At 39.1% G+C, this 21,915-nt stretch carries 21 protein-coding genes; 18 read left to right on the plus strand and 3 right to left on the minus strand.

Annotated features, from left to right (window positions below; translation table 11 throughout):
* The 15 genes from AEQ18_RS08680 to AEQ18_RS08750 all read left to right on the plus strand — a co-directional run bounded on the left by AEQ18_RS08680 (position 1) and on the right by AEQ18_RS08750 (position 15,626).
* Positions 1 to 981 (plus strand): ABC transporter permease, encoded by a 981-nt coding sequence (locus tag AEQ18_RS08680; protein ID WP_054115932.1) that lies wholly within the window; start codon positions 1 to 3, stop codon positions 979 to 981.
* Positions 982 to 983: 2 nt separating this feature from the next.
* Positions 984 to 1,844: an ABC transporter permease gene (locus AEQ18_RS08685; RefSeq protein WP_054115986.1), complete on the plus strand. Its 861-nt coding sequence runs from the start codon at positions 984 to 986 to the stop codon at positions 1,842 to 1,844.
* On the plus strand, positions 1,837 to 2,862 hold the full coding sequence (locus AEQ18_RS08690; protein WP_054115933.1) for an ABC transporter ATP-binding protein: 1,026 nt from the start codon (positions 1,837 to 1,839) through the stop codon (positions 2,860 to 2,862). The genes AEQ18_RS08685 and AEQ18_RS08690 overlap by 8 nt, the downstream gene beginning before the upstream one ends.
* Positions 2,855 to 3,856 carry an ABC transporter ATP-binding protein gene (locus AEQ18_RS08695; RefSeq protein ID WP_054115934.1) on the plus strand — a complete coding sequence of 334 codons (1,002 nt, stop codon included), beginning with the start codon at positions 2,855 to 2,857 and terminating at the stop codon, positions 3,854 to 3,856. Before AEQ18_RS08690 ends, AEQ18_RS08695 begins: the two co-directional genes overlap by 8 nt.
* A gap of 22 nt (positions 3,857 to 3,878) precedes the next feature.
* Positions 3,879 to 4,775 (plus strand): DUF1861 family protein, encoded by an 897-nt coding sequence (locus tag AEQ18_RS08700; RefSeq protein WP_054115935.1) that lies wholly within the window; start codon positions 3,879 to 3,881, stop codon positions 4,773 to 4,775.
* A gap of 11 nt (positions 4,776 to 4,786) precedes the next feature.
* Positions 4,787 to 5,848, plus strand: coding sequence for a BtaManbiosPhlase (locus AEQ18_RS08705; protein WP_054115936.1), 1,062 nt, complete (start codon positions 4,787 to 4,789; stop codon positions 5,846 to 5,848).
* A 2-nt stretch (positions 5,849 to 5,850) separates the two neighbouring features.
* Positions 5,851 to 7,569: a phospho-sugar mutase gene (locus tag AEQ18_RS08710; RefSeq protein ID WP_054115937.1), complete on the plus strand. Its 1,719-nt coding sequence runs from the start codon at positions 5,851 to 5,853 to the stop codon at positions 7,567 to 7,569.
* A 323-nt stretch (positions 7,570 to 7,892) separates the two neighbouring features.
* Entirely contained in the window at positions 7,893 to 8,816 is a 924-nt protein-coding gene (locus AEQ18_RS08715) for an ABC transporter ATP-binding protein (RefSeq protein ID WP_054115938.1), read from the plus strand.
* A gap of 64 nt (positions 8,817 to 8,880) precedes the next feature.
* The gene (locus AEQ18_RS08720; protein WP_200908904.1) at positions 8,881 to 9,789 is read left to right on the plus strand and encodes an ABC transporter ATP-binding protein; all 909 of its coding nucleotides are present in this window, start codon (positions 8,881 to 8,883) and stop codon (positions 9,787 to 9,789) included.
* Entirely contained in the window at positions 9,789 to 10,505 is a 717-nt protein-coding gene (locus tag AEQ18_RS08725) for an ABC transporter permease (RefSeq protein WP_054115939.1), read from the plus strand. The genes AEQ18_RS08720 and AEQ18_RS08725 overlap by 1 nt, the downstream gene beginning before the upstream one ends.
* A 53-nt stretch (positions 10,506 to 10,558) precedes the next feature.
* Positions 10,559 to 11,242 (plus strand): response regulator transcription factor, encoded by a 684-nt coding sequence (locus AEQ18_RS08730; RefSeq protein WP_054115940.1) that lies wholly within the window; start codon positions 10,559 to 10,561, stop codon positions 11,240 to 11,242.
* Positions 11,243 to 11,309: 67 nt separating this feature from the next.
* Complete coding sequence (locus AEQ18_RS08735; RefSeq protein ID WP_200908905.1) at positions 11,310 to 12,263, plus strand: sensor histidine kinase; 954 nt, start codon at positions 11,310 to 11,312, stop codon at positions 12,261 to 12,263.
* 247 nt (positions 12,264 to 12,510) lie between these two features.
* Positions 12,511 to 12,645, plus strand: coding sequence for a hypothetical protein (locus AEQ18_RS08740; protein WP_054115942.1), 135 nt, complete (start codon positions 12,511 to 12,513; stop codon positions 12,643 to 12,645).
* A gap of 39 nt (positions 12,646 to 12,684) precedes the next feature.
* Positions 12,685 to 14,379: an oleate hydratase gene (locus tag AEQ18_RS08745; protein ID WP_054115943.1), complete on the plus strand. Its 1,695-nt coding sequence runs from the start codon at positions 12,685 to 12,687 to the stop codon at positions 14,377 to 14,379.
* A gap of 395 nt (positions 14,380 to 14,774) precedes the next feature.
* Positions 14,775 to 15,626, plus strand: coding sequence for a helix-turn-helix domain-containing protein (locus AEQ18_RS08750; RefSeq protein WP_054115944.1), 852 nt, complete (start codon positions 14,775 to 14,777; stop codon positions 15,624 to 15,626).
* A gap of 66 nt (positions 15,627 to 15,692) precedes the next feature.
* Here the strand turns inward: AEQ18_RS08750 and AEQ18_RS08755 are convergent, their stop codons facing one another.
* Positions 15,693 to 18,053: an HAD-IC family P-type ATPase gene (locus AEQ18_RS08755; protein ID WP_054115945.1), complete on the minus strand. Its 2,361-nt coding sequence runs from the start codon at positions 18,051 to 18,053 to the stop codon at positions 15,693 to 15,695.
* A gap of 296 nt (positions 18,054 to 18,349) precedes the next feature.
* Between AEQ18_RS08755 and AEQ18_RS08760 the strand changes: the two genes are divergently transcribed.
* Complete coding sequence (locus AEQ18_RS08760) at positions 18,350 to 18,883, plus strand: DUF6998 domain-containing protein (RefSeq protein ID WP_054115946.1); 534 nt, start codon at positions 18,350 to 18,352, stop codon at positions 18,881 to 18,883.
* Positions 18,884 to 18,925: 42 nt separating this feature from the next.
* Positions 18,926 to 19,243 (plus strand): nucleotide pyrophosphohydrolase, encoded by a 318-nt coding sequence (locus AEQ18_RS08765; protein ID WP_054115947.1) that lies wholly within the window; start codon positions 18,926 to 18,928, stop codon positions 19,241 to 19,243.
* A gap of 139 nt (positions 19,244 to 19,382) precedes the next feature.
* Here the strand turns inward: AEQ18_RS08765 and AEQ18_RS08770 are convergent, their stop codons facing one another.
* Positions 19,383 to 19,703, minus strand: coding sequence for a DMT family transporter (locus tag AEQ18_RS08770; protein ID WP_054115948.1), 321 nt, complete (start codon positions 19,701 to 19,703; stop codon positions 19,383 to 19,385).
* Positions 19,704 to 19,925: 222 nt separating this feature from the next.
* On the opposite strand from AEQ18_RS08770, the gene AEQ18_RS08775 reads away from it, so the two are divergent.
* Positions 19,926 to 20,579, plus strand: coding sequence for a DUF4767 domain-containing protein (locus tag AEQ18_RS08775; RefSeq protein ID WP_054115949.1), 654 nt, complete (start codon positions 19,926 to 19,928; stop codon positions 20,577 to 20,579).
* A gap of 91 nt (positions 20,580 to 20,670) precedes the next feature.
* On the opposite strand, the gene AEQ18_RS08780 is transcribed toward AEQ18_RS08775, so the two are convergent.
* Entirely contained in the window at positions 20,671 to 21,609 is a 939-nt protein-coding gene (locus tag AEQ18_RS08780) for a LysR family transcriptional regulator (protein WP_054115950.1), read from the minus strand.
* Between the last annotated feature and the right edge of the window lie 306 nt (positions 21,610 to 21,915).

Below are 21,915 nucleotides of genomic sequence, written 5' to 3' on the forward strand. Positions count from 1 at the left end.
ATGAAAAAGAAGCTAGCAAATGTTTTCATTACGATTGTTGCGGGAGTCTTTATGACATTCCTAATCATTAAAATCATGCCGGGGGATCCAGTAATGATTTTAGCCAATGAGCTTCGAAGTTCCTTAGGTATTTCAGAAGCTGATGCAATCAACCGTGCTGTTGCTATGTTGAACTATGATCCTTCACAACCGCTGATTCAGCAGATTGGGCATTTCATCAGTCATTTGATCCGTGGAGATTTAGGTACCTCTATTCGTTTTAGAACGCCTGTCGTAGATATCGTTTTGAGCGCATTACCTTGGACATTGTTCTCAGCCGGGACTGCTACTATTTTATCCTATATGGTTGGTACTCAAATCGGCTTGTTTGTGGCATGGTCAAAAAACAAAAAGATGAATACTATTACAGAAATGTTAACCTCGATCATCGGTTCTTTTCCAGATTACGTTATCGGTTTTTTCTTAGTTTCCGTTTTTGCTGTTCAATTGGCATGGTTACCAAGTCGAGGGGCGTATGCTTCTCGGGTAGTGGTGGGTTTCAATGTGCCATTTCTTTGGAGCGTGCTTATACATGGGCTATTACCGATTGCTGCGATTTTTATCGTATATTTGGCAAATTGGATTTTAAATATGCGTGGAAGTGCGATGAATGTTATGCATCAAGAATATATTAAATATGCAAGAGCACGTGGGCTGAGTAACAACATCATTCGGAAAAAATATGTTGGGAAAAATGCAAGATTACCAATGATAACAACGTTAGGGACAACCTTTGGCATGCTTCTTGGTGGTGCACCGTTGATTGAAAATATTTTTTCTTATCCTGGTTTGGGCTATTATCTCAATACGGCGATCGCTGTTCGTGACATCCCCTTGATGCAAGGAATGTTTTTCATGATTATTGTCACGGTCGTAGGCGCAAACTTTATAGTAGATAGCCTTTACGGACTATTGGATCCAAGACTAAGGAAGGGGAAATAATGTTGGATGAGCTAAGAATTTTCTTTAAAGTGATTTTAGCAAATAGACAAGCTGCGTTTGGCCTCTATGTTCTTTTCGTATTGATTGTGTGTGCTGTATTTGGAGAGTGGTTGATTGGTGATCTACCGGCGGACTATGTGAATCGTTTGCAGGGACCTTCTTGGAATCATTGGTTGGGAACAGATTTCACAGGTCGAGATACTTTGTTTCAATTCATTTTAGGAACCAAAGATGTCATTACGATTGCTGCATGCGCAGGGTTCTTTTCTATTTTGATTGGTGTACTTGTGGGTATATTTTCAGGATATATCGGTGGATATGTAGATAAAGTATTGATGTTGCTGACAAATGTGGTGTTGACGATTCCATCATTTCCTGTGTTGATGGCATTGTCATTAGTCATTAGCGCTGGAAATGTTTTAGCATTTGGATTTTTATTGGCCATTTGGAATTGGGCTGGATTGGCCAGAAGTATTAGAAGTCAAGTAATGACGCTGAGAAATAGTGATTATATACTTGCTAGTCAAATGCTAGGAATGAGTAATAAATATATTGTTTTCCAAGATATATTTCCGAGTATCGTTCCATTTATTGTTATCAATTTTGTGTTGATCATGCGTGCTTCTGTCCTTGCTTCTGTAGGGTTGATGTTACTTGGTTTAGCACCATTCAAAGGTGAACATTGGGGAATTATGTTAAATCTAGCGATGACAAAAACAGGCGCGATGTTTGGCTCGTCTGCATGGATTTATCTGTTAACACCTATTGTAGGGATCGTTATCTTTCAATCATCATGTTTCATGCTTGCGAAAGGTCTAGAAGATGCTTTTAATCCCAGAGTTAGGAGTGAAATGAATGGATGAAATTATCGATGCCAAACACTTAACTGTTCGTTTTAATTTGAAAAAAAATAAGAAACTGCTTCAGGTGAAAGCCATCGAAGATGTTTCTATAGCAATTGAACGTGGTGAAATCCTAGGTATTATCGGAGAAAGTGGTAGCGGGAAATCAACTTTGGCATTTGCGATATTAAACTTGATTGATCAGCCGGGAGAAATTACTGAAGGTGAAGTCTGTTTTATAGATGGAGAGAAACAACAAGTCGATTTATTAAAACTAAGCCCTAAGGAAGAAATGACTTATCGTTGGCAAGAAATTGCCACAGTCTTTCAGGCAGCACAAAGTGCATTAAATCCAATTATTACAGTCGAAGAACACTTTATCGAAACTTATGCAGCCCACAGAACAGACTGGCAAAAAGAGCAACTTCAAGCGCATATTGCAGAACTGATCGATTATGTGAGGTTAGATAAAAGTGTCTTAAAAATGTATCCGTTTGAATTAAGCGGGGGCATGAAGCAACGTGTTTTAATCGCACTTAGTCTACTATTAGATCCCAAGATTATCATTTTGGATGAACCGACAACGGCTTTAGATGTGATCACACAATGGTATATTTTAGAAATTTTGAGAAAAATCAATCGTGAAAAAAAGATTACAATTATTTTTTTGACACACGATATTTCCATTGTCAGTTCAATGGTAGATCGGATTGCTGTTATGTATGCTGGACAAATTGTTGAAATCGGTCCAGTTGGAAAGGTTGCACGGCACCCTGGTCATCCGTATACAAAGGCTTTATTAGAAGCAATTCCCAATCTAGAGGATTCGATTGAATCCAGGCAGTCTATTAAGGGAACGACATTTGATATGTTAGAGGCAGACGGGAGCTGTCGCTTTAAATCTAGGTGCTCTTTAGCTAGGAAAATAAACTGTGAAGGATTACCTAATCAATGTCATCGATTATTTTCTGTATCAGAAGGGCATTTTGCAAGGTGTATCCATGCAAATGGTTTAGAAGAGGTGATGCAAGATGAGTAATCTACTTGAAATCCATCAACTATACAAGTCATTCTCTCATGATGGAGAAATGATTTTGAGAGGAATCGATTTGTCGATTAAAGAAAGTGAAAGTGTTGCAATCGTTGGCGAAAGCGGCTGCGGAAAAACCACGCTCGGGAAAATCATTGTCGATATTCATCAACCAACGAAAGGCACAGTCACCTATCGTGGAAAGAATATTCGAGATATGAATAAGAAAGAGTACCGTGAATTCCGCTTAAAGGTTCAAATGGTACAGCAAGATTCTTTTGCAGCGCTTAATCCATACAAGACGATCTATCAATCGTTAAAGGCAGCAATTCTTGTACATCGAATCGTAAAAAATGAAAAAGAAGCACGTCAGACTGTTAAAGCATTATTAGAGGATGTGGGGTTAACGCCTACATCACACTTTATCGATAAATTTCCGCATCAATTAAGTGGAGGGCAAAGGCAGCGCATCTTGATTGCTCGTGCGATTTCTGTAAAACCAGAAGTTATTGTTGCTGATGAACCAGTATCCATGGTCGATGTGTCATTAAGAATTTCCTTGTTAAAGCTACTTCGTAAGATGAATGAAAAGTATGGTATTTCTTTTGTATATATCACGCATGATTTGGCTACAGCACGGTATATTTCGGACCACGGAAAATTAGTCGTTATGTATTTAGGAGAAATCGTTGAATCAGCAGATATCGCAACTGCAACAAGTAATCCGCTGCATCCATATTTTCGGGCTTTGATAGCGGCTGTACCAAAAGGAATCAATGTCGACCACCAACAGATGCCATCATTGCCACTAAAAGGGGTTGATATCCCCAATATCAAACAATTACCTCAAGGCTGTATTTTTCATCCTCGCTGCATTTATGCGAAAGAAACTTGCAGTCAAAATAAACCATTGCTAAGGAATTGTCACAATGCGCAAGTTGCTTGCTTCTTCGCCGAAGAAATTGATAAGCAACAGCAAGCGAAGAATGGTGTTCCTCAATAACAACTCAAATAAGGAGATAAAAATGATTCAAATCACTGCTTTACTAGAAAAACATCGGTTGAACAATAAACAAGGTAATCCCCAAAAACTTACTTTTAAAGGTGTGGGAGACAAAGATGTTTACAATATTACTGCACCTTTCAAATTTAATCATCAAGAACTAATAGCGGGTCGTATCGAATCTCGATGTGATGAACAATCGATGATTGGTCTATTTATAGAAGAGGAAGAAAATATCTGGAATTTGATACCAGAATCAATTTGTTTACCATTACAAGATCCGTTTATTACTTTTATTGATAACCAATTGATCTTAGGTGGCGTTGAGGTTCAATTTGAAAGTGATCATGCACTATGGCGTACAGTCTTTTATCGACTAGTCACGATTCGTGAAGTAGAAAAAGTTTTTTCTGGACCCTGGGGAATGAAAGATTTGCGCATCAAGCAATTAGAAAATAATCAAATTCTAGTTTTAACGCGACCACAAGGAACTAAAGGTGGACGTGGCAAAATTGGTGGATGTGTCATCAATCATTTGGATCAACTAACCATTCAAGTCATTGAAGCTGCACCATTACTAAATAACCAGTTTTCAGACGATGAATGGGGCGGCGCAAATGAAATTCATTGTATAGATGGTAAAGTCTTTGTTTTGGGACATATTGCGAATTTCGATGATATGGGAAATCGTCATTACTATGCTATGACGTTTGAATTAGATCTGGAAAATTTTGAGATTCTTTCTCCTAAAATTATTGCCGAACGAAAAGATTTTACAGATGGGCCTATGAAGAGAACCGACTTAGAAGATGTTGTGTTTAGCGGAGGGATTCAGTTCGTAGATAAACAAACAGTGATTTTTGCCGGAATCAGTGACGCTGGTGCCCAAAAATTAACAATAGAAAATCCATTTAGATAGAAGGTAAGTATATGAAAATAGAACGGTTTAGCAATAATCCATTTATCACACCATCGGATATAAAACCACTTCATCAAGGGTTTGAAGTTGTTGGTACATTTAATGCAGGTGTTGCTGTGTATAAAGAAGAAATACTATTATTATTACGCGTCGCGGAACGACCAATCTCTGAAGAAGACAATGTGATTAAAATACCTGTATATGATTCCTTGAAAAAATCGGTGAACATTTATTCTTTTGATCGTCAGAATCATTTATACGACTTCGAAGATCCAAGAATGATTCGCAAAAAAGACAAACTAGATAGTTTTGTCTATTTGACATCACTTTCTTATATTCGGATTGCAAGAAGTAAAGATGGGCATCAGTTCACGATCGATGACAAAGCATTCCTCTATCCGTTCAATGATTATCAGACGTATGGTATTGAAGATGCGCGCTGTACGAAAATCGGAGATGATTATTATATCAATTTTAGTTCTGTTTCGCCTGTAGGTGTCTGCGACTCTTTGGTGAGGACAAAAGACTTCAACGCTTATGAGGATTTAGGCAATATCTTTGCACCTGAAAATAAAGATGTTTTGATTTTTCCAGAGAAGATCAATGGTAAATATTATGCGTTGCATCGTCCCTCATTAAAAAGTATTGGAAACTATGATATTTGGATTGCCTCTTCACCAGACTTGCAGAATTGGGGAAACCATGAACATCTATTGAGTGTGAGAGAAGATAGTTGGGAAAGTGGTCGTATCGGCGGAGGGTTAGTCCCAATCAAAACGGATAAGGGATGGCTAGTCATTTATCATGGTGCAACTCCTGAGCACCGATATTGCATGGGTGCAGCGCTGCTAGATTTAGATGACCCTACGATCGTATTGAAACGCAGCAAGAAGCCAATTATGGAACCTGATGCGTCATATGAAAAAAATGGCTTTTTTGGTGATGTTGTTTTTGGCTGTGGCGGGATCGTTGAAGGGGATCAATTGACCATGTATTATGGCGTAGCTGATACGTCTATGGCGGGATGTACATTATCGATTCAAGCTGTTTTACGGCAACTTGACGAGGACTAATGATGATGTGGAAAGAGAAATGTGAAGAGTGGTCCGTGGATCCGGTATTAAATCCTGACTTTAAGAATCAACTAGCAACAATGGTTGATCTTAAGGAGATGGAAGATCGATTTTACAAATATTTAGACTTTGGAACAGGCGGAATGCGTGGAGAGATCGGTGTCGGCATCAACCGAATCAATGAATACACGATCAAACGCGTCGCGCTGGGATTAGCCAAATATGTTGTTGAATCAAATGGGACAGAGTCCGGCGTGGTGATTTCGTATGACAATCGACACCTTTCAAAGGAATTTGCTGAATGGACAGCTTGTGTTTTGGCTAGTAATAAAATCAAAGTCTTTTTATCAGATCGATTGCGTCCGACGCCTGAACTGTCATTTATGGTGCGGGAGCTTCAGGCATGTGCAGGAGTGATGATTACAGCAAGTCATAATCCAAAACAATATAATGGATTTAAAGTCTATGGCGCAGATGGCGGGCAAATCACGTTGGAAACAGCCGATCGCCTGACTGATATTTTAACAACGATCACAAATGAACTGATGATTCAGACACCATCTTTGTCGCACTTTCTGACAGAACAACAAGTTGAATATGTCACTGAACAAATGGATGCAAAGTATCTAACACATTTGATGCAAGTGACACAGAGCAAAGAAAAAGTGAAAAAACACGGTGCAGAGGTTTCTATAGTCTACACAGCACTTCATGGTGCAGGAAATCATTTGATGCAAGAAGCATGTCAAAAGATAGGTTTTTCCAATGTGCATGTTGTTGCAAAACAAGCATTACCTGACCCTGATTTTTCAACTGTTCTTTCACCAAATCCAGAAGACCCAAAGGCGTTTGACTTGGCTATCAAGGATGCGCAAATGTGTAGAGGGAAAATTATTTTTGCGACTGATCCGGATGCCGATAGGTTAGGTGTTGTTGTGATGAGAGAAGGGGAACCATACTTTTTGAATGGGAATCAAATAGGGGTGCTGTTATTAGATTATTTGATCAAAGAGAAGCAACGACAAAAACAAGCACTATCTGATTATTTTATTGCTAAAACGATTGTAACTTCTGATTTAGGCGAAAACATCGCCAAACATTATGGTATAGAAACCAGAAACACATTAACTGGGTTTAAATTTATTGGCGAACAAATCCAAAAATCTGAAGAGGAACATGACAAAACATTTTTGTTAGGTTTTGAAGAAAGCTATGGCTATTTGATTGCACCTTTCGTAAGGGATAAGGATGCGATCCAAGCGGCAGTCTTGTTGGCAGAAGTTGCCCTCGATTGCACTTTATCAGGTGAAGATTTGATTGACCGGTTGGATGGCATCTCGCGCATTTTCGGCTATTATCAAGAGCATTTGGAAACCATTTCGTTTAAAGGAAAAGACGGTCTTAAGGCGATGAATCAACAGCTTGAAATGTTGCGTGCACATCCTATTGAAGCGCTAGGTTCGTTTGAGCTTTCAGAGAAAGAAGACTATCTGCTCTCAGAAAGCTTTGCACCCTCAGGTGTGGTTAGACCGTTGACCTTACCAAAATCGAACGTCTTAAAGTACCGTTTCACTGATGGTTCTTGGATCTGCTTAAGACCTTCAGGGACTGAACCGAAGTTCAAGATTTATTATTCGGTCAATGCCCAGACGGAAGAAGATGCGGCAGAGAAGTTAAAAAAATTGAAGAACGATTTTCAAATGTTTATGGAAAAACTTTGATATGAATCAAAAAAACAGATCGCGCTTGTATAATAGTTTGCGTCAAAAATCAGGGGCGATAAAGTAGTGCGCTTAGAAATAGAAAAATTCCAAGAATGATAATCGATAATAGATAAGCAGTGTAGTGCCATTCAAGTGGTATTATACTGCTTTTTCTTGTTTAAAATAGTTCATATTCAGTTCATATATGGAAATTAAAATGGAAGTATACAGAAAATAATTAAAAAAATAGGATACATGATGATCTAACGATTTCATGGCTTTGATCAAATGTGTTTGAGTGGAACAAAATATTTTGTGCATATTAAGGAGTGTATTGAGAAATGAATGTAATCGATGTAAAGGATTTAACGAAAGATTATGGGAATGGAAGAGGTATTTTTAATGTATCTTTTCAGATAGATAAAGGAGAAGTATTTGGTTTTTTGGGTCCTAACGGTGCCGGTAAGACGACGACGATTCGTCACCTTATGGGTTTTTCTGCATCGCAGAAAGGATGGGCAAATATAAATGGACTGGATGCTAGAAAACAGTCTGCTGAAATATTAAAAAATGTAGGCTATCTTCCTGGGGAAATAGCCTTACCAGAAGGATTAACTGGGGCGGAGTTTATACAAATGATGCAAGGTCTACAAAAAAAAACAAATCCTTCCCGATTGAAATATCTGCTAGATTTGTTCGAATTAGATCCAAGAGGAAAAACTAAACGAATGAGTTTAGGGAATAAGCGGAAACTAGCTGTTGTGGCTGCATTTATGGCAGATCCAGATGTTTTGTTATTAGATGAGCCAACGAGTGGACTCGATCCTGTCATGCAAGAGCGATTTATCGATTTTATGAAAGAAGAGAAAAAACGTGGAAAAACAATCTTACTATCGAGTCATATCTTTAGCGAAGTTGATGCGGTCTGTGATCGCATCGCTATTATCAAAGAAGGGAAAATTGTCTCCACAGTCGTAGCAGATGATATACGTCATAAGAAAGAAAAAACATTTGTCATTCGATTCGGTAATGACAAAGATTATAAAGCATTTCAAACAGAGAGAGTCTTGCAAACAAATATTGTAGATCAGGAACAAAGGGTGCTCTTAGTGAAAATCAATGAATCTAAAAATCTTACTTCAGATAGTGAAATGAATCAGTTGATAAGGAGTTTAGCTAAGTACAAGGTAGTTAGTTTTAAAGAAGAAAAATTTACATTAAAGAATCACTTTATGCGTTTTTATGAAAAAGAGCAAACACTTTAAGTTTTTATATCGCAGATTGTCATAACTGAATTATAAGGCTGTACTTAGAACAGGAGGACAAATAATGACAAATATGATTCAAATAAAGAAATTGACGAAAGATTATGGAGAGAATCGAGGTATTTTTGATATTGAATTAGAAGTAAAAAAAGGAGAAGTTTTTGGTTTAGTCGGTATTAATGGAAGTGGGAAAACAACTATGATTCGTCATCTAATGGGTTTTCTTCATGCAGATGCAGGAACTTGCTTCATTCAAGGTAAAAATTGCTGGAATAAAGCAGCAGACTTAAAGAGAGAAGTAGCTTATATTCCAGGAGAAATATCATTTCCGGATATTGGAAGTGGTAATCGTTTTTTTGAATTACAAGCGGAATACCTCCATCTTCCGCACTCAGGAAAAATAAAAGAGTTGACAGACCGTTTTGCTCTAGACCCGTCTGCAAATTTGAAGCGCATGAGTAAAGGGATGAAGCAAAAAACTGCAATTGTGAATGCTTTTATGTCAGATGCTGATATTTTTCTATTGGATGAGCCAACAACAGGGTTGGATCCACTTATGCAAAAAGTATTTACAAATTTAATTTTAGAAGAAAAGCATAAAGGGAAGACTATTTTCATGTCGAGCCATATGTTTGATGAACTGGAAGAAACCTGTGATCGGGTCGCATTTCTAAAAAATGGTCGCATTATTGATGTCGTAAAAATGTCGGAAATTAAGGGAAATGAGCGAATAAAAGAATATAAGATTGAATTTTTCCAAAAAGAAGACTATCTAAAGTTTATACAAAAAGATTTTGAAATCAAGAGAACCCAAGATGAATACAATCAGGTTACTATTCGAATTTCAGATGATGATCTTGGCGAATTGTTTCAGTGTTTGAGAAAAGTAAATATTAAATTTATTACGCAAATCCCACAAACATTAGAGCGTTATTTCAATGAAAAATATAACAAGTCGGAGGAGAAAAAATAATGATAAGCAAACCTTTACTGAAACAAACGATTAGAGAAAATTGGATGTTGTGGCTTGTACTGACTCTGGTTCAAGCAGTATTATTATTGATACTAGGTGCAATCGCAAATGTGGCAGCAACGGGAGTTGCATATTATAACATGCTACCTGAAATATTATCGGCGATCTATGTTATCATTACAGGGAATAAGTTAATTGCCGCTCAAGTAGATAAAGGAACACTTGCATATGTGCTATCTACGCCAATCAAGAGAACAACGGTTGCAATTACACAAGCCTTCTATCTTGTAGGATCTTTGTTTTTTATGTCTATAATAAGCGCAGGTACGCATTTGATTGCGACACAATTTTTGAATAGCGGACTTTCGAGTGATGATTTCGGCATTATTGTTAAGTTGAATTTGGGTGTATGGGTGCTATCTTTGGCTTACGGTGGAATTTGCTATCTGGCGTCATGTGTATTTAATCTTTCGAAGTATGCGATTGCAGTAGGTGGAGGGATTGTAGGTGTCTCTTTACTTCTGCCGATTATCAGTATGTTTAGTGATAAATTTGATTTTCTTAAGAATTTTAGCTTATCCGCATTATTTGACGCACCAACAATTATTTCCGGTAGCAGTGATTATATTGCAAATTTTGTGATTTTGGCAGTTATTGGATTTATGGGGATCCTTGTAGGTAGTCAAATATTTGTAAAGAAAGATTTGCCTTTATAAATACTTGGTTGTATTTTGTCATAGTTATCATTTTTTGGAAAGGGGTATAAAGAATGGCAGTAATAATGGTTGTTGAAGATGATGAGAATATTAAAAAACTGATGGTAATGTATTTGAATCGTGAAGGATACCAAGTAATAGAAGCCAATGACGGTTCAGCTGCATTGAAAATGTTGGCACATACTAACATTGATTTGATGGTCTCGGATATTGCAATGCCTAGCATAGATGGCTATTCATTGACTCAGTCTATAAGAGATGCGCATTACGACTTTCCAATTATGATGGTTACAGCTAAGGAACGTTTTGAGGATAAAAAAAGAGGTTTTCTTTCCGGTGCAGATGACTATATGGTTAAGCCGATTGATTTAGAAGAGATGGTTTTGCGGGTTTCTGCCCTCTTGCGAAGGGCCAAAATAAACGCGGATAATAAAATTGAATTTGGAGAAGTTTTGCTGGATAAAGAATCACTAGTTGTTAGAACGGCAAATCAGACATATAATCTTCCGCAAAAGGAATTTATGTTATTGTTTAAATTATTAAGTTATCCGTCGAAAATATTTACACGGCAAGAATTAATGGAAGATATTTGGGGCTATGATTCCGAAACTGATTATAGGACAATTGATGTACATATCAAACGTTTAAGAGATAAATTTGGCCAAACGCCTGATTTTTCTATAGAAACGGTCAAAGGATTAGGATATAGGTCGGTGAAAAAAGATGAAACTTCGTAATATAATTAACAAATCAATCTATTCAAAGTTGGCGTTTGTATTTCTGAGTATATGGTGGTTTTTTAATTTGATCACATTAGGAATGATTATAGGCGTAGTGACCGGGGAGAGTAGGCAGGAATTACATCAATTCGTTGGGCTTATTTTTATTAATAATGCTGTCATTGGTACATTGGTTTTACTCTTGGCTTTACGAACTATCGTCAAACCAATCAAGCAGTTATCTGAAGCTGCAAGAAGTGTAGCTAATGGTGACTTTGAGGTAAATGTTGATTTAAAAAATAAAGACGAAATTGGTCAACTTGCCCTAGAATTTAATCAAATGGTCCAAGAAATCAATAGCATTGATAAAATGCGAAAAGATTTTGTATCAAATGTATCTCATGAGTTTCGTACGCCAATTACATCAATAAGTGCATATGCAAAGTTAATAGAAATGAGCGCCTCTAGTGGCATGGAAACAAAGGAATACGCACAAGCAATTTTAGCAGAAAGTGATAGACTTACCCATTTATCAACAAATCTTTTAAGATTATCGGAAATTGAAAACAAAGTATTCCGCTCTACGAATAAATTTTCTCTTGACGAGCAAATTAGACAAGCTATTTTAACCCTTGAACCACAATGGTCCAAAAAGAAAATGGATTTGAGTATTGATTTGGATTCAATAGAGTATCGGGGGGACGAGGAATTGCTTTATCAAGTATGGCTGAATTTGATTCAGAATGCCATCAAATTTTCAAACCTGAGGGGGAGATTGAGTGTATCGCTTAAAATAAAAAATGAGAAAATTGATGTTACCATACAAGATTCTGGAACGGGAATCGAGAAAAGTGATATCCCTCAAATTTTTGACCGCTTTTACCAAGGAAACACATCCAAAAAAAATCAAGGGAGTGGATTAGGTTTATCTATTGTTCAAAAAATCATAGAACAAGAAGAAGGCAATCTTTCAGTTTTAAGTGAAATCGATAAAGGAACTAAAATTACTGTTACCTTAAATAGATTCAATGACAATTGAAGATTTCTTTCAGAATAAAGCTAAAAAAGGGAATATAGATGTATATATAAGGAATAGTATGGAGAGAAGGAATGTTACATCATTTCTTTCTCTCCTTTATTTTTGCAGTCTTTTTTTGACAAATCACCCAATATGTCCAATAACCATAAAATCACATAGGCTATCATTTGAACTATTTCCTCCTAAGGACTACGATGAACCCGTAAGTTGAATAAGACATAGAATAATCACGAAGGAGCGAAATCACATGAAGAAAAAAATGATCTTATTAAGTATCGGTTTAGGCATCGCTGCAGCTGGTGCAGGATATCTAGCGAAGAAGACAGGTTTCTTTGAAGATGATGCTTGGTTATACGATGAATATGATTCAACATTGAATTAACTGGAAGTTGAGCAAGATGTATAAATAGGAGGAAGCGCAATGCAAAAGAAAAAAGCAATCATGATCGGTGCAGGATTATCCAATATGGCAGCCGCAGTTTACCTGATTCAAGAAGGCAAATGGCAAGGCGACCAAATCACGTTTTATTCTCTCGACGATCATGGATCAAATGATGGGGCACCTACTGGGGATGTCACAGATGAATACTGGAACAAGAATCATCCTATGGAGAATCAAAAAGGGTATGTGGCTCGAGGCGGCCGGATGTTAAACTATCGAACCTACGTGGACTTGATGGATCTGTTGGATCGGATTCCTTCTGTTACGGAACCAAACATGACCGCTGCAGAAGATACCCGCGATTTTGATGCGAAACATCGGACATTTGATAAAGCCAGATTATTGGAAGGCGGCAAGGGAATCATTGATGGCAGTCATTTAGGCTTGAACAATAAAAGTCGTATGTTACTGACACAAATGATCATGATGCCTGACAGTGAAGAAGAAAAATTAGACAATGTCACCATTGCCGAATACTTCAAAGAAGATCCAGCCTTTTTTGAATCCAATTTTTGGTATATGTGGGAAACAACGTTTGCCTTTCGGACCCGGAGTTCCGCGCAAGAATTACGGCGCTATATGCACCAAATGATTTACGAATTTACACAAATCGAGCATTTAGTGGGGGTCAATCGGACACGCTACAATCAATATGAAAGCATCATGCTGCCTTTGATCAATTACTTGAAAGAACAAGGGTGCCACATCGTCCTCGATCGGTTAGTTACAGATTGGTCGTTCAAAGACACCACGATGCAAGATGAAATCACTGTGACTGGGTTACACATGTTGAATGTGACGACCAATCAAGAAGAGTATGTTGCAGTTGATGATGATACAGCTGTTATCTTTACCAATGGGTCAATCACTGATTCAGCGACATTAGGTGATTTTGATACACCCGCTGCAGAAAATATGGATTACGGTGCAGCCTCTAGTCTTTGGAAAAAAGCGGCTGAGCAGTTTTATAATCTGGGTACCCCGGATAAATTTTTCGCGGATCGTGATGCGAGCGAGTGGGTCAGCTTTACTTTGACGACCAAAGACCATCTATTACTGAATGAAATCACACGTATCACTACACAAGAACCAGGAAATGCCTTGAATTCATTTATTTCCACAACGCCGATTTCGCCTTTGCATCAAAAAGATGTCAATATGTCGATCGTGGTCCATCACCAACCGCACTTCACCAGTCAAAAACCGAATGAAACCGTCATTTGGGGGTACTTCTTATATCCGCGTCGGGTAGGGGAATTTGTGACTAAACCGTATATCGAAATGACTGGGAAAGAAATGGTGCAAGAATTGATTGGCCAGTTGTCTAAAGTCGATCCCGGACCGGGCAATATTCGAGACAAAGAAGCATTGATCATGGATAGTGTCATCAACAATATTCCTGTGTATATGCCGTATGCCTCTGCATTGTTCAACAATCGTGCCAAAAGCGATCGGCCAAAAGTGATTCCAGCTCATTCCACCAATCTGGCTTTCACTGGGGAATTTGTGGAACAACCCTATCAAATGATTTTCACAGAACAAAGTGCTGTCCGTTCTGGGGAAATTGCGGCATTCCACTTTGCCGGCATACCAATGTCACGGTTGGTACCTACACCACGCTATGACAAAGATTTGAAAACGTTGGCTCGTGCGGCGAAGAAGATGTTTGCGTAAGACCTGCAGACTGAAAAATGAATACATGTGCCTACACAAAAAAGCTGCTTCCTTGATCCTGTAATCAAAGGTTGCGGCTTTTTTGGTATAGATGATAGTTGTAAACAATAAACCAGGATTGCGAGAAGTTTTTCTAAACGATTCAAAACAATTTATAACAGTAAATTATTTAGATATACGACTTAGAAATGGTTAATAAGTGATTGTTTTACCAAATGAAATAGCCTAAGACCCCTCTTAAACTATCCATTTATAGGAACAAATTTCCCAATGAAATAACAGTTATCATTTATACGCCCACACAAACTGTATTGTTTATATACCAAGGATACGTAAGTTAAGGTATACTTGGTTCGAAATGTGATGAAATGTACCTTAAATGAAGGAGCAGCAGAATGGAAAGTAATGAAGTGGTGAAAGCGTTACGGGAAGAGCGCGGGTTTACGATTGCCAAGCTGGCAGAGGGGATCATGAGTCGAGAAGCGTTGAACAAATTTGAACTCAGAGGGACATCAATGTCTTCAGAAAAGCTGACGCAAATTTTGTCAAAACTCAATGTGACGTATGAAGAATACCTTAGTCGTCTAGATATGCCAAGTATGGATAGCAAAAAAGCGTATGATCGATTGTTTCGTCAAGCTTTAATGCATCCAACTGATGAGAAGTACCAAGCGTTGCAGCAACAATTAGCAACGCAATATGCAGAAACAGCAGATGTTTTTTTTCAGATCAAAAAAGAACAATTTGCGATTGAATACAATTATATGAAGCATCATACAATAGAGGGCAGTCAATCAGGGATTGCGTACATCCAAACCTATTTAAATAGTATCGACACATGGGGGAAATTTGAAATATCGATTTTTGGCAGTTGCATGTTCGCTTTTACGAATGATTATATTTATGGTAATTTGAATCGGTTGAATCGTCGAATCCATTCATTGATCAAAGAGTCGACTATCCATAGTGAGTTCTCTCATATTTTATTGAATGCGTTGATTTTGCTGGTAGCGATCAGAAAAGATTATACTTACGGGCCTAAGCTGTTGGCTCAATTGCTTGAATATACCAATGATACAACTTATATGTATGAAAAAATTTGCGGCAATATTTTCCAACAAGTCGTCGATAAGAAAGCCCAATTTACGATTCACGATGTTGAAAAGGAATTATCGATTTTGCGCTATCTAGGCTATGATGAAGTGGTAGCAGGTATCGAAAGTGTACTGGTGGCACACAACACCTAGTTGTACGTAAAAATAGTCCGATCCCCCTCAAATATGAGGGCGTATCGGACTATTTTTCATTGGGGATTATACTTTGGATATCTTCGGCAGCGCACGTTTTTTCTTGTATTGACGCATCAACTGTTTCATCCATCGTTCAACAAATCGCTGCATATACGTGGCATAGTTCAATAAAGCAATCAGCAAGATGAGATTCATGTAGGTTGTGTTGCCTAAATTAAAGAGGTTTTGCCCGATGATCAAAGCAACAAAATAGAAAAATTGGGTACAAAAGAATATCGTTGTTCGATATTTATTGATAGGTGGGTAGACTTTTCTTTGCAACAACCTATAATTCCAAGCCGTAAAAATAATACTCATGATCGAAAGGGCTTGCGTGCTGCTATTGAACCAATACCCGACATTGATGATCAGCAAGGTGCCGATCGAGATGGTCATCGCTGCCGGAAAAGCCTGTTGGAAAATCGTTGTCATAAAGTCTCCCTTGATCCGCTTGAAATCTGGTTCGAAGTTCAAGAAGAAAGTCGGGATGCCGACAAAGCAGGCATTGATCATCGTTAATTGAATCGGTTCAAATGGATAGGTAGTCCCTGAAAGCAAGGTACCAATGGTAATGATGATCGAGAACAATACTTGGACCAAGACCAATGAACCTGAGCGGGTAATATTGTTGATGACGCGGCGCCCTTCATCCATTACGGATGGCAATGCCGCAAATTGGTTTTCCAATAGCACCAAATTCGCTACTTGTCGAGCAGCGTCAACACCTGATGCCATCGCGATCGAGCAATCCGCTGCTTTCAATGCCAGGACATCGTTGACACCATCGCCAGTCATCGCCACTGTATGACCAAGTTCTTTGAGATAAAGCACCATTTCCTTCTTTTGCTGTGGGGTAACACGACCGAAAATTTGATACCTGCCAACAGCTTCCTTCAATTCGACAGCTGTTAAAGTAGATACGTCAATGTAGTTTGCAGCTCCGGGCAGATTGACCTTCTTGGCGATTTTGCTGACAGTAACTGGGTCATCCCCAGAGATGACTTTGCATTGAATGCCTTGAGATCGGAAGTAGTCCAAAGTAGCTTCAGCGTCTGAGCGAATCGTATCTGATAAGAGAAAAAAGCCCAGCGCTTCTATGTCTGTCAAGGATTGATCGATCTCGTAGGCATGAGGACTATGGGCCAGGAGTATCACGCGATAGCCTTCTTCGGCAAATTGTTTTTCATTTTGCAAAAGCTGTTTGTCCGTTTGCGAGAGTAAAATCGAGGGCGCACCTATAAAGTAAGTGCCTTGTTCTGCAAATGTCACACAACTATATTTGCGGTCGGAAGAAAAGGGCGTCACTTGCTGCATCGAAAAAGTTGAAACGGAGTCATAATGCGCCCGCAACGCAAGCGCAGTCGGGTTTTGGTCAGGTAGCTGTGCCAATAGATTTTGTGTGATCAGCGGGATATCTGCTGAATCCGTCAGCGGGATCACTTTTTCGACGGTCATTTTTCCTTCGGTGATCGTGCCTGTTTTGTCCAAACAAAGCACATCGACCCGTGCCAACGCGTCAATACAGTTCAATTCTTGGACCAATACTTTGCGACGTGCGAGATAGACAGCACTGATGGTTAATGTCACACTAGTCAATAAGAATAAGCCTTCAGGAAACATGCCTACAGCTGCAGCTACTGTTCGTAAAATCGCTGTATCGAAGGGGGCGTGAGAAAAGAAGTATTGTTTCGCGAACAACAGGCTGCATAGTGGAACCAGGATCAAACTGATCCAGCGAATGATTCTATTCAAACTCCCTTGGATCAAGTAAGTCTGGCGCTTGCTGGCTTTTGCTTCTTTATTGATTTTTTCGATATAGTTGTCTGCACCCACATGGATCACTTGGCAGACAGCTTCACCTGAAGTGACAAAGCTCCCTGAAAATAAGGCATCACCTGCTTGTTTATAAATACTATCTACTTCACCAGTCAACAAGGACTCGTTGACTTCTAGCGTCCCAGAGATGACCTGCGCATCTGTAGGGACTTGATCCCCATTTTTAAGTAGGATTTGGTCATCAAGGACGAGTGTTTCGATCGGTAGCTGCGTTAGGGTGCCGTCACGATACACATCGACCTTAGCGACTTTCAACAGAGCCATCTTATCCAAAGTTCGCTTCGAACGGATTTCTTGGAACAGGTTGATGATGACGTTGCTGAATACCACGAAGACGAACAGCCCATTCTGATACGCACCTGTGAGGCAGACGAGTAAGAAAAGCACTGTGTTGATCAAATTAAAGAAAGTAAAAATGTTGCTGCAGATGATTTTTGGATAAGAATTGGCATGGTCTTTTTTTGTTTTGTTGACAGCGCCGCGCTGCACACGGTGTTTGACCTCAGATGCTGTCAATCCTTTTATGGTTTTGATGTCGATTCTTCTCATCCTCTCTGTTTATTGAATAATATATTATATAGTGTACAAATATATCTAGCGACTGTAATCAGTCTTGAGTCCCGGATAGGGCATGATTCATGTTGGGGTGAATCAAATGTGTTGTGTAAAATATAGCATATCCTGGCAAGAATAAGTCGTTTCATTTTTGTCACTTGGTCGTTAGAATCAAAGTGACGATATGCGTAACAAAAAATGAACAGGTTGAAATACCTATAAATATGCTATGATAAAAAATAAATGGCGCATGAAAATATTTGTTTATGAGAGTAAAGGAGTCCGCTGGGATGGGGAAACATACGAATGAGATCGAAACCAAATCAAATGAAGAATTACTTATGTTGTACAGTGAAATATTAACTGAATTAAATCACCGCAAAGTAGTTAGAACATATAACAGCCCTGTAGGGGATTATGCAGAGTGGCTTGTTTGTAATACATTAGGCTTACAGATGGCAAATAACTCAAATAAAGGATTTGATGCGATTGATCCAAAGTGTGGATTGCGTTTTCAAATAAAAAGTCGTTGGGTGAGAGGTCCGCTCAACAAGATATGCTTGTCGCCTATTAGAGCAAAAGATGCTGATGATTTTGATATCCTTTTAGTTATTTTATTTGATGCTTCTTTTGGTGTTCAGCATGTGTATCAAATGGAAAGTAAACTAGTAATGGAATACGGGAAATGGCGCAAGCATCTAAATGGGTATATCCTAAGAATGAGTTTTGGCTTACGATCTGACTCTAGGGTAGAGGAGATAACAGAAACCTTTCGGTCAAATTTGAGGTATGATTCGTCATTAACGGATATGTCTCTTAGTTAAGAATAGTTCGATGAATGAATTTAAATTGGGGGAGTACTTTTCATGGAAAAAAAAAATAGGTCAATGGACCGCATCAATCAATTTCGAGATGAACGCAACTGGCGACAGTTCCATAACGAAAAAGACTTAGCCTTGTCGATCTCCATCGAAGCAGCAGAATTGCTGGAGATTTTTCAATGGAAAACGTCGGAGGAAGCGTTGAAAGACTTTGAACACTTGAAAGAAGAAATCGCAGATGTGCTGATCTATAGCTATATGCTGGCTGATAATTTGAATTTGGATATCGATGAGATCATCCAAGAGAAGCTGATCAAAAACAACCTGAAATACCCTGTAGATCAAAGCCGTGGGCTGAAATAGCAGAAAAAAAGGGCGAATCTTCGCCCTTTTTTGATTAAGCATATGAAGTGAACTGCAAAAAAGCCTGAACAGACCTTTAGGTGAATCCCAATACATCCACGAGGTGTTTATAGCTAGCTCATGCCATACCGGATATCAATCAATGCCCGCTCGTAAATTTGATGCCCAAGATACCGACAATGAGTAATACCACGAAAAACCAAGTCAACAGTGACAACTGATCCTTAAACAAGATAACCCCAACAATGATCGAGCCCACTGCACCAATGCCTGTCCATACAGGGTAGGCGATACTCAAAGGCAATTGTTTGACAGCTAAAGCCAAGAAGCCAAAACTAAAGACCATGCCAATCACTGTGAGGACACTATACCAAAGCTGACTAAATCCATTACTCAATTTCATCGTACTTGCCCAAACAACTTCAAATAACCCACCTAATAATAAATATATCCATGTCATCTGACATTCCTCCTTACACATAAAAAAAAGCATCTAGCCAACTCTACTAAGACCTAAAGAGTTGTCTACATACTGGGATCACCCGGTGGTGATTTTTTTATAATGAGGCTATTATTGCACGTTTAAAACAGAAGGTCAATAAAAGCATCATTGTTATCATTTGTTCAATCCCATATAGTGTCGTACACTATTGATATAGTAAATAAAAACGAGGTGAGTAGAATGAAAAAAATGACAACTACATGGCTGCTGGTCTCTCTTTTCGTGTTAGCTGCCTGTGGTGATACGGCAACAAGTTCCCCTAGCGACAGCAGTCAGACAAGTAGCGCATCGTCCCTTTCATCGACTACAGTGAGTCAATCATCTACCGAAACGAGCACCGTGACCAGTACAACAGATGGCACGAGTACGACGCAAACCTCAGGGGCAGAAACAAACCCGCAAGCTACACTGTGGAATGAAGACAAGGCAGCGCAATTGCGTAGTTTTATGGATGACTGGGGGGCAGAGATGGGGCAGACGTATCAAGCCTACAGCCCTGGGAACAACGTTGATTTATACGGATTGGCTTTGCCAGATGGTGTCCTCAGCGGGTCAGACAAATGGCAAGCGGTGATTGATGATACACCGATCGACATTGCCTGGTCTGATACAGGAGAATCAAGTGCGGCATATAATCTAGTGGCGGTCTATTCTGACGCAGAAACACAAGATTATCTAGACAAACATGTCTATTTCTTTACGGTACACAATGGCAGTCCGCTTGTATTGGTCACTAGTCAAAACCAAGGGAACGAAAATGATTATTTGTATTTCACGGAAACAGAGAATGCGAAGTTGAAAGAAGGCTTCAAGCAGATTATCCAAGCGTCCTAACCAGAGATAGGTCAAAAGCATGAGAGGCAGCAAGCAAGAAAATATCCTTCGACACATAGACCACAACCAACTCGCTTAAGTTGGTTGTGGTCTATTCATGCTGGCGCAAAGGCTGATTTAGTGCTTCAATTGACGCATTAGGCAATGTGCAACGTTCTTTTGCAGCTAGTTCTCGAATAAATGTCTGCATATCAGTAATAAAGTTGCGTATTTTTTGGTTGCGGGCTTCTCCTTGTCCGAATTGATAAATGACATATAAACGGCGGTAGACCGCACTTTTTGTGGGCAAGGTTTGGATATGGGCATTTTTTTCAGCAATATCTTGATAGACGCATAGAGGAACGATTGCCCAAGTATGGGGTGCTGTCAAATAGTCCATCAGCAATTCGGGGGAATCCAACGTCATTCTTGCGGGAATCGTTGTGTCCCAATGGCGATGGTACCACTCTTTATAAGCGGGTCCCCAACCAATATAGATTTGATCCCCGCGGTTCAATTCCGCCATGTCTTCATATTGTGCGAAACGATCATCATAAACGATCAGTAACGGCTCGTCCAGTAAAGGCACTGTGGTAACTTGTTTTGATTGATAGGGCCGAGAAACAATCCCGATATCTAGATGAAAGGCATTGATCATCGTGTAAATCGTTCGATTCCAATGGGCGCTCACATGCAAGTGATAGGTCGCTTCTAAATATTGTCGATAAAAATCTCTGAATAAATACGTATTGACGCTTTGCGGTGCACCAATCTTCACTTGCGGCAGGACTTTTTCTTGTTTCCAATCGTCGATTTCTTTTTCCAATTCAACATATCGGGCAGCATAATCCAAAAAGGCGATGCCTTTCTCGGTCAAACTTAAATGCTTGTTTCCTGATCGGCGCTGGATCAGCCGAATCCCTAATTCCTCTTCTAAAGAAGACAACCGATCAGATAGGGTAGACTGGCTCACATACAACTTCTCTGCGGCTTTCGTGAAACTATTCGTTTCGACGATTGATAGAAAGGCGTTGATTTGGTTTACATTCATCTCAATTCTCCTTTTGATCGGATTTACCGATAGGTCTACCGTAAATCTGTATTTATCTCCGTATGCAACCATGCTAGTATGAATCCAACGAAACGGTCATCTATGTTTTGTAAAAAACATACACGCAACTATTACCTATAGTATGACGATTTTGCTGCGCTGTAAAGAGATGGATACTCCGGAATAGGCGTTGTATAGAAAAAACGGAAAAGACGGTTTAAATAAAAATAGGAACAAATCGATGCTGACGCAACCGATAGGACGCAGCAGCGGTTTGAAAAGCGAAGAGAAGGGGAATGAAAGACT

This window comes from Enterococcus sp. RIT-PI-f, assembly GCF_001297065.1.
Classification (GTDB): Bacteria; Bacillota; Bacilli; order Lactobacillales; family Enterococcaceae; genus Enterococcus_D.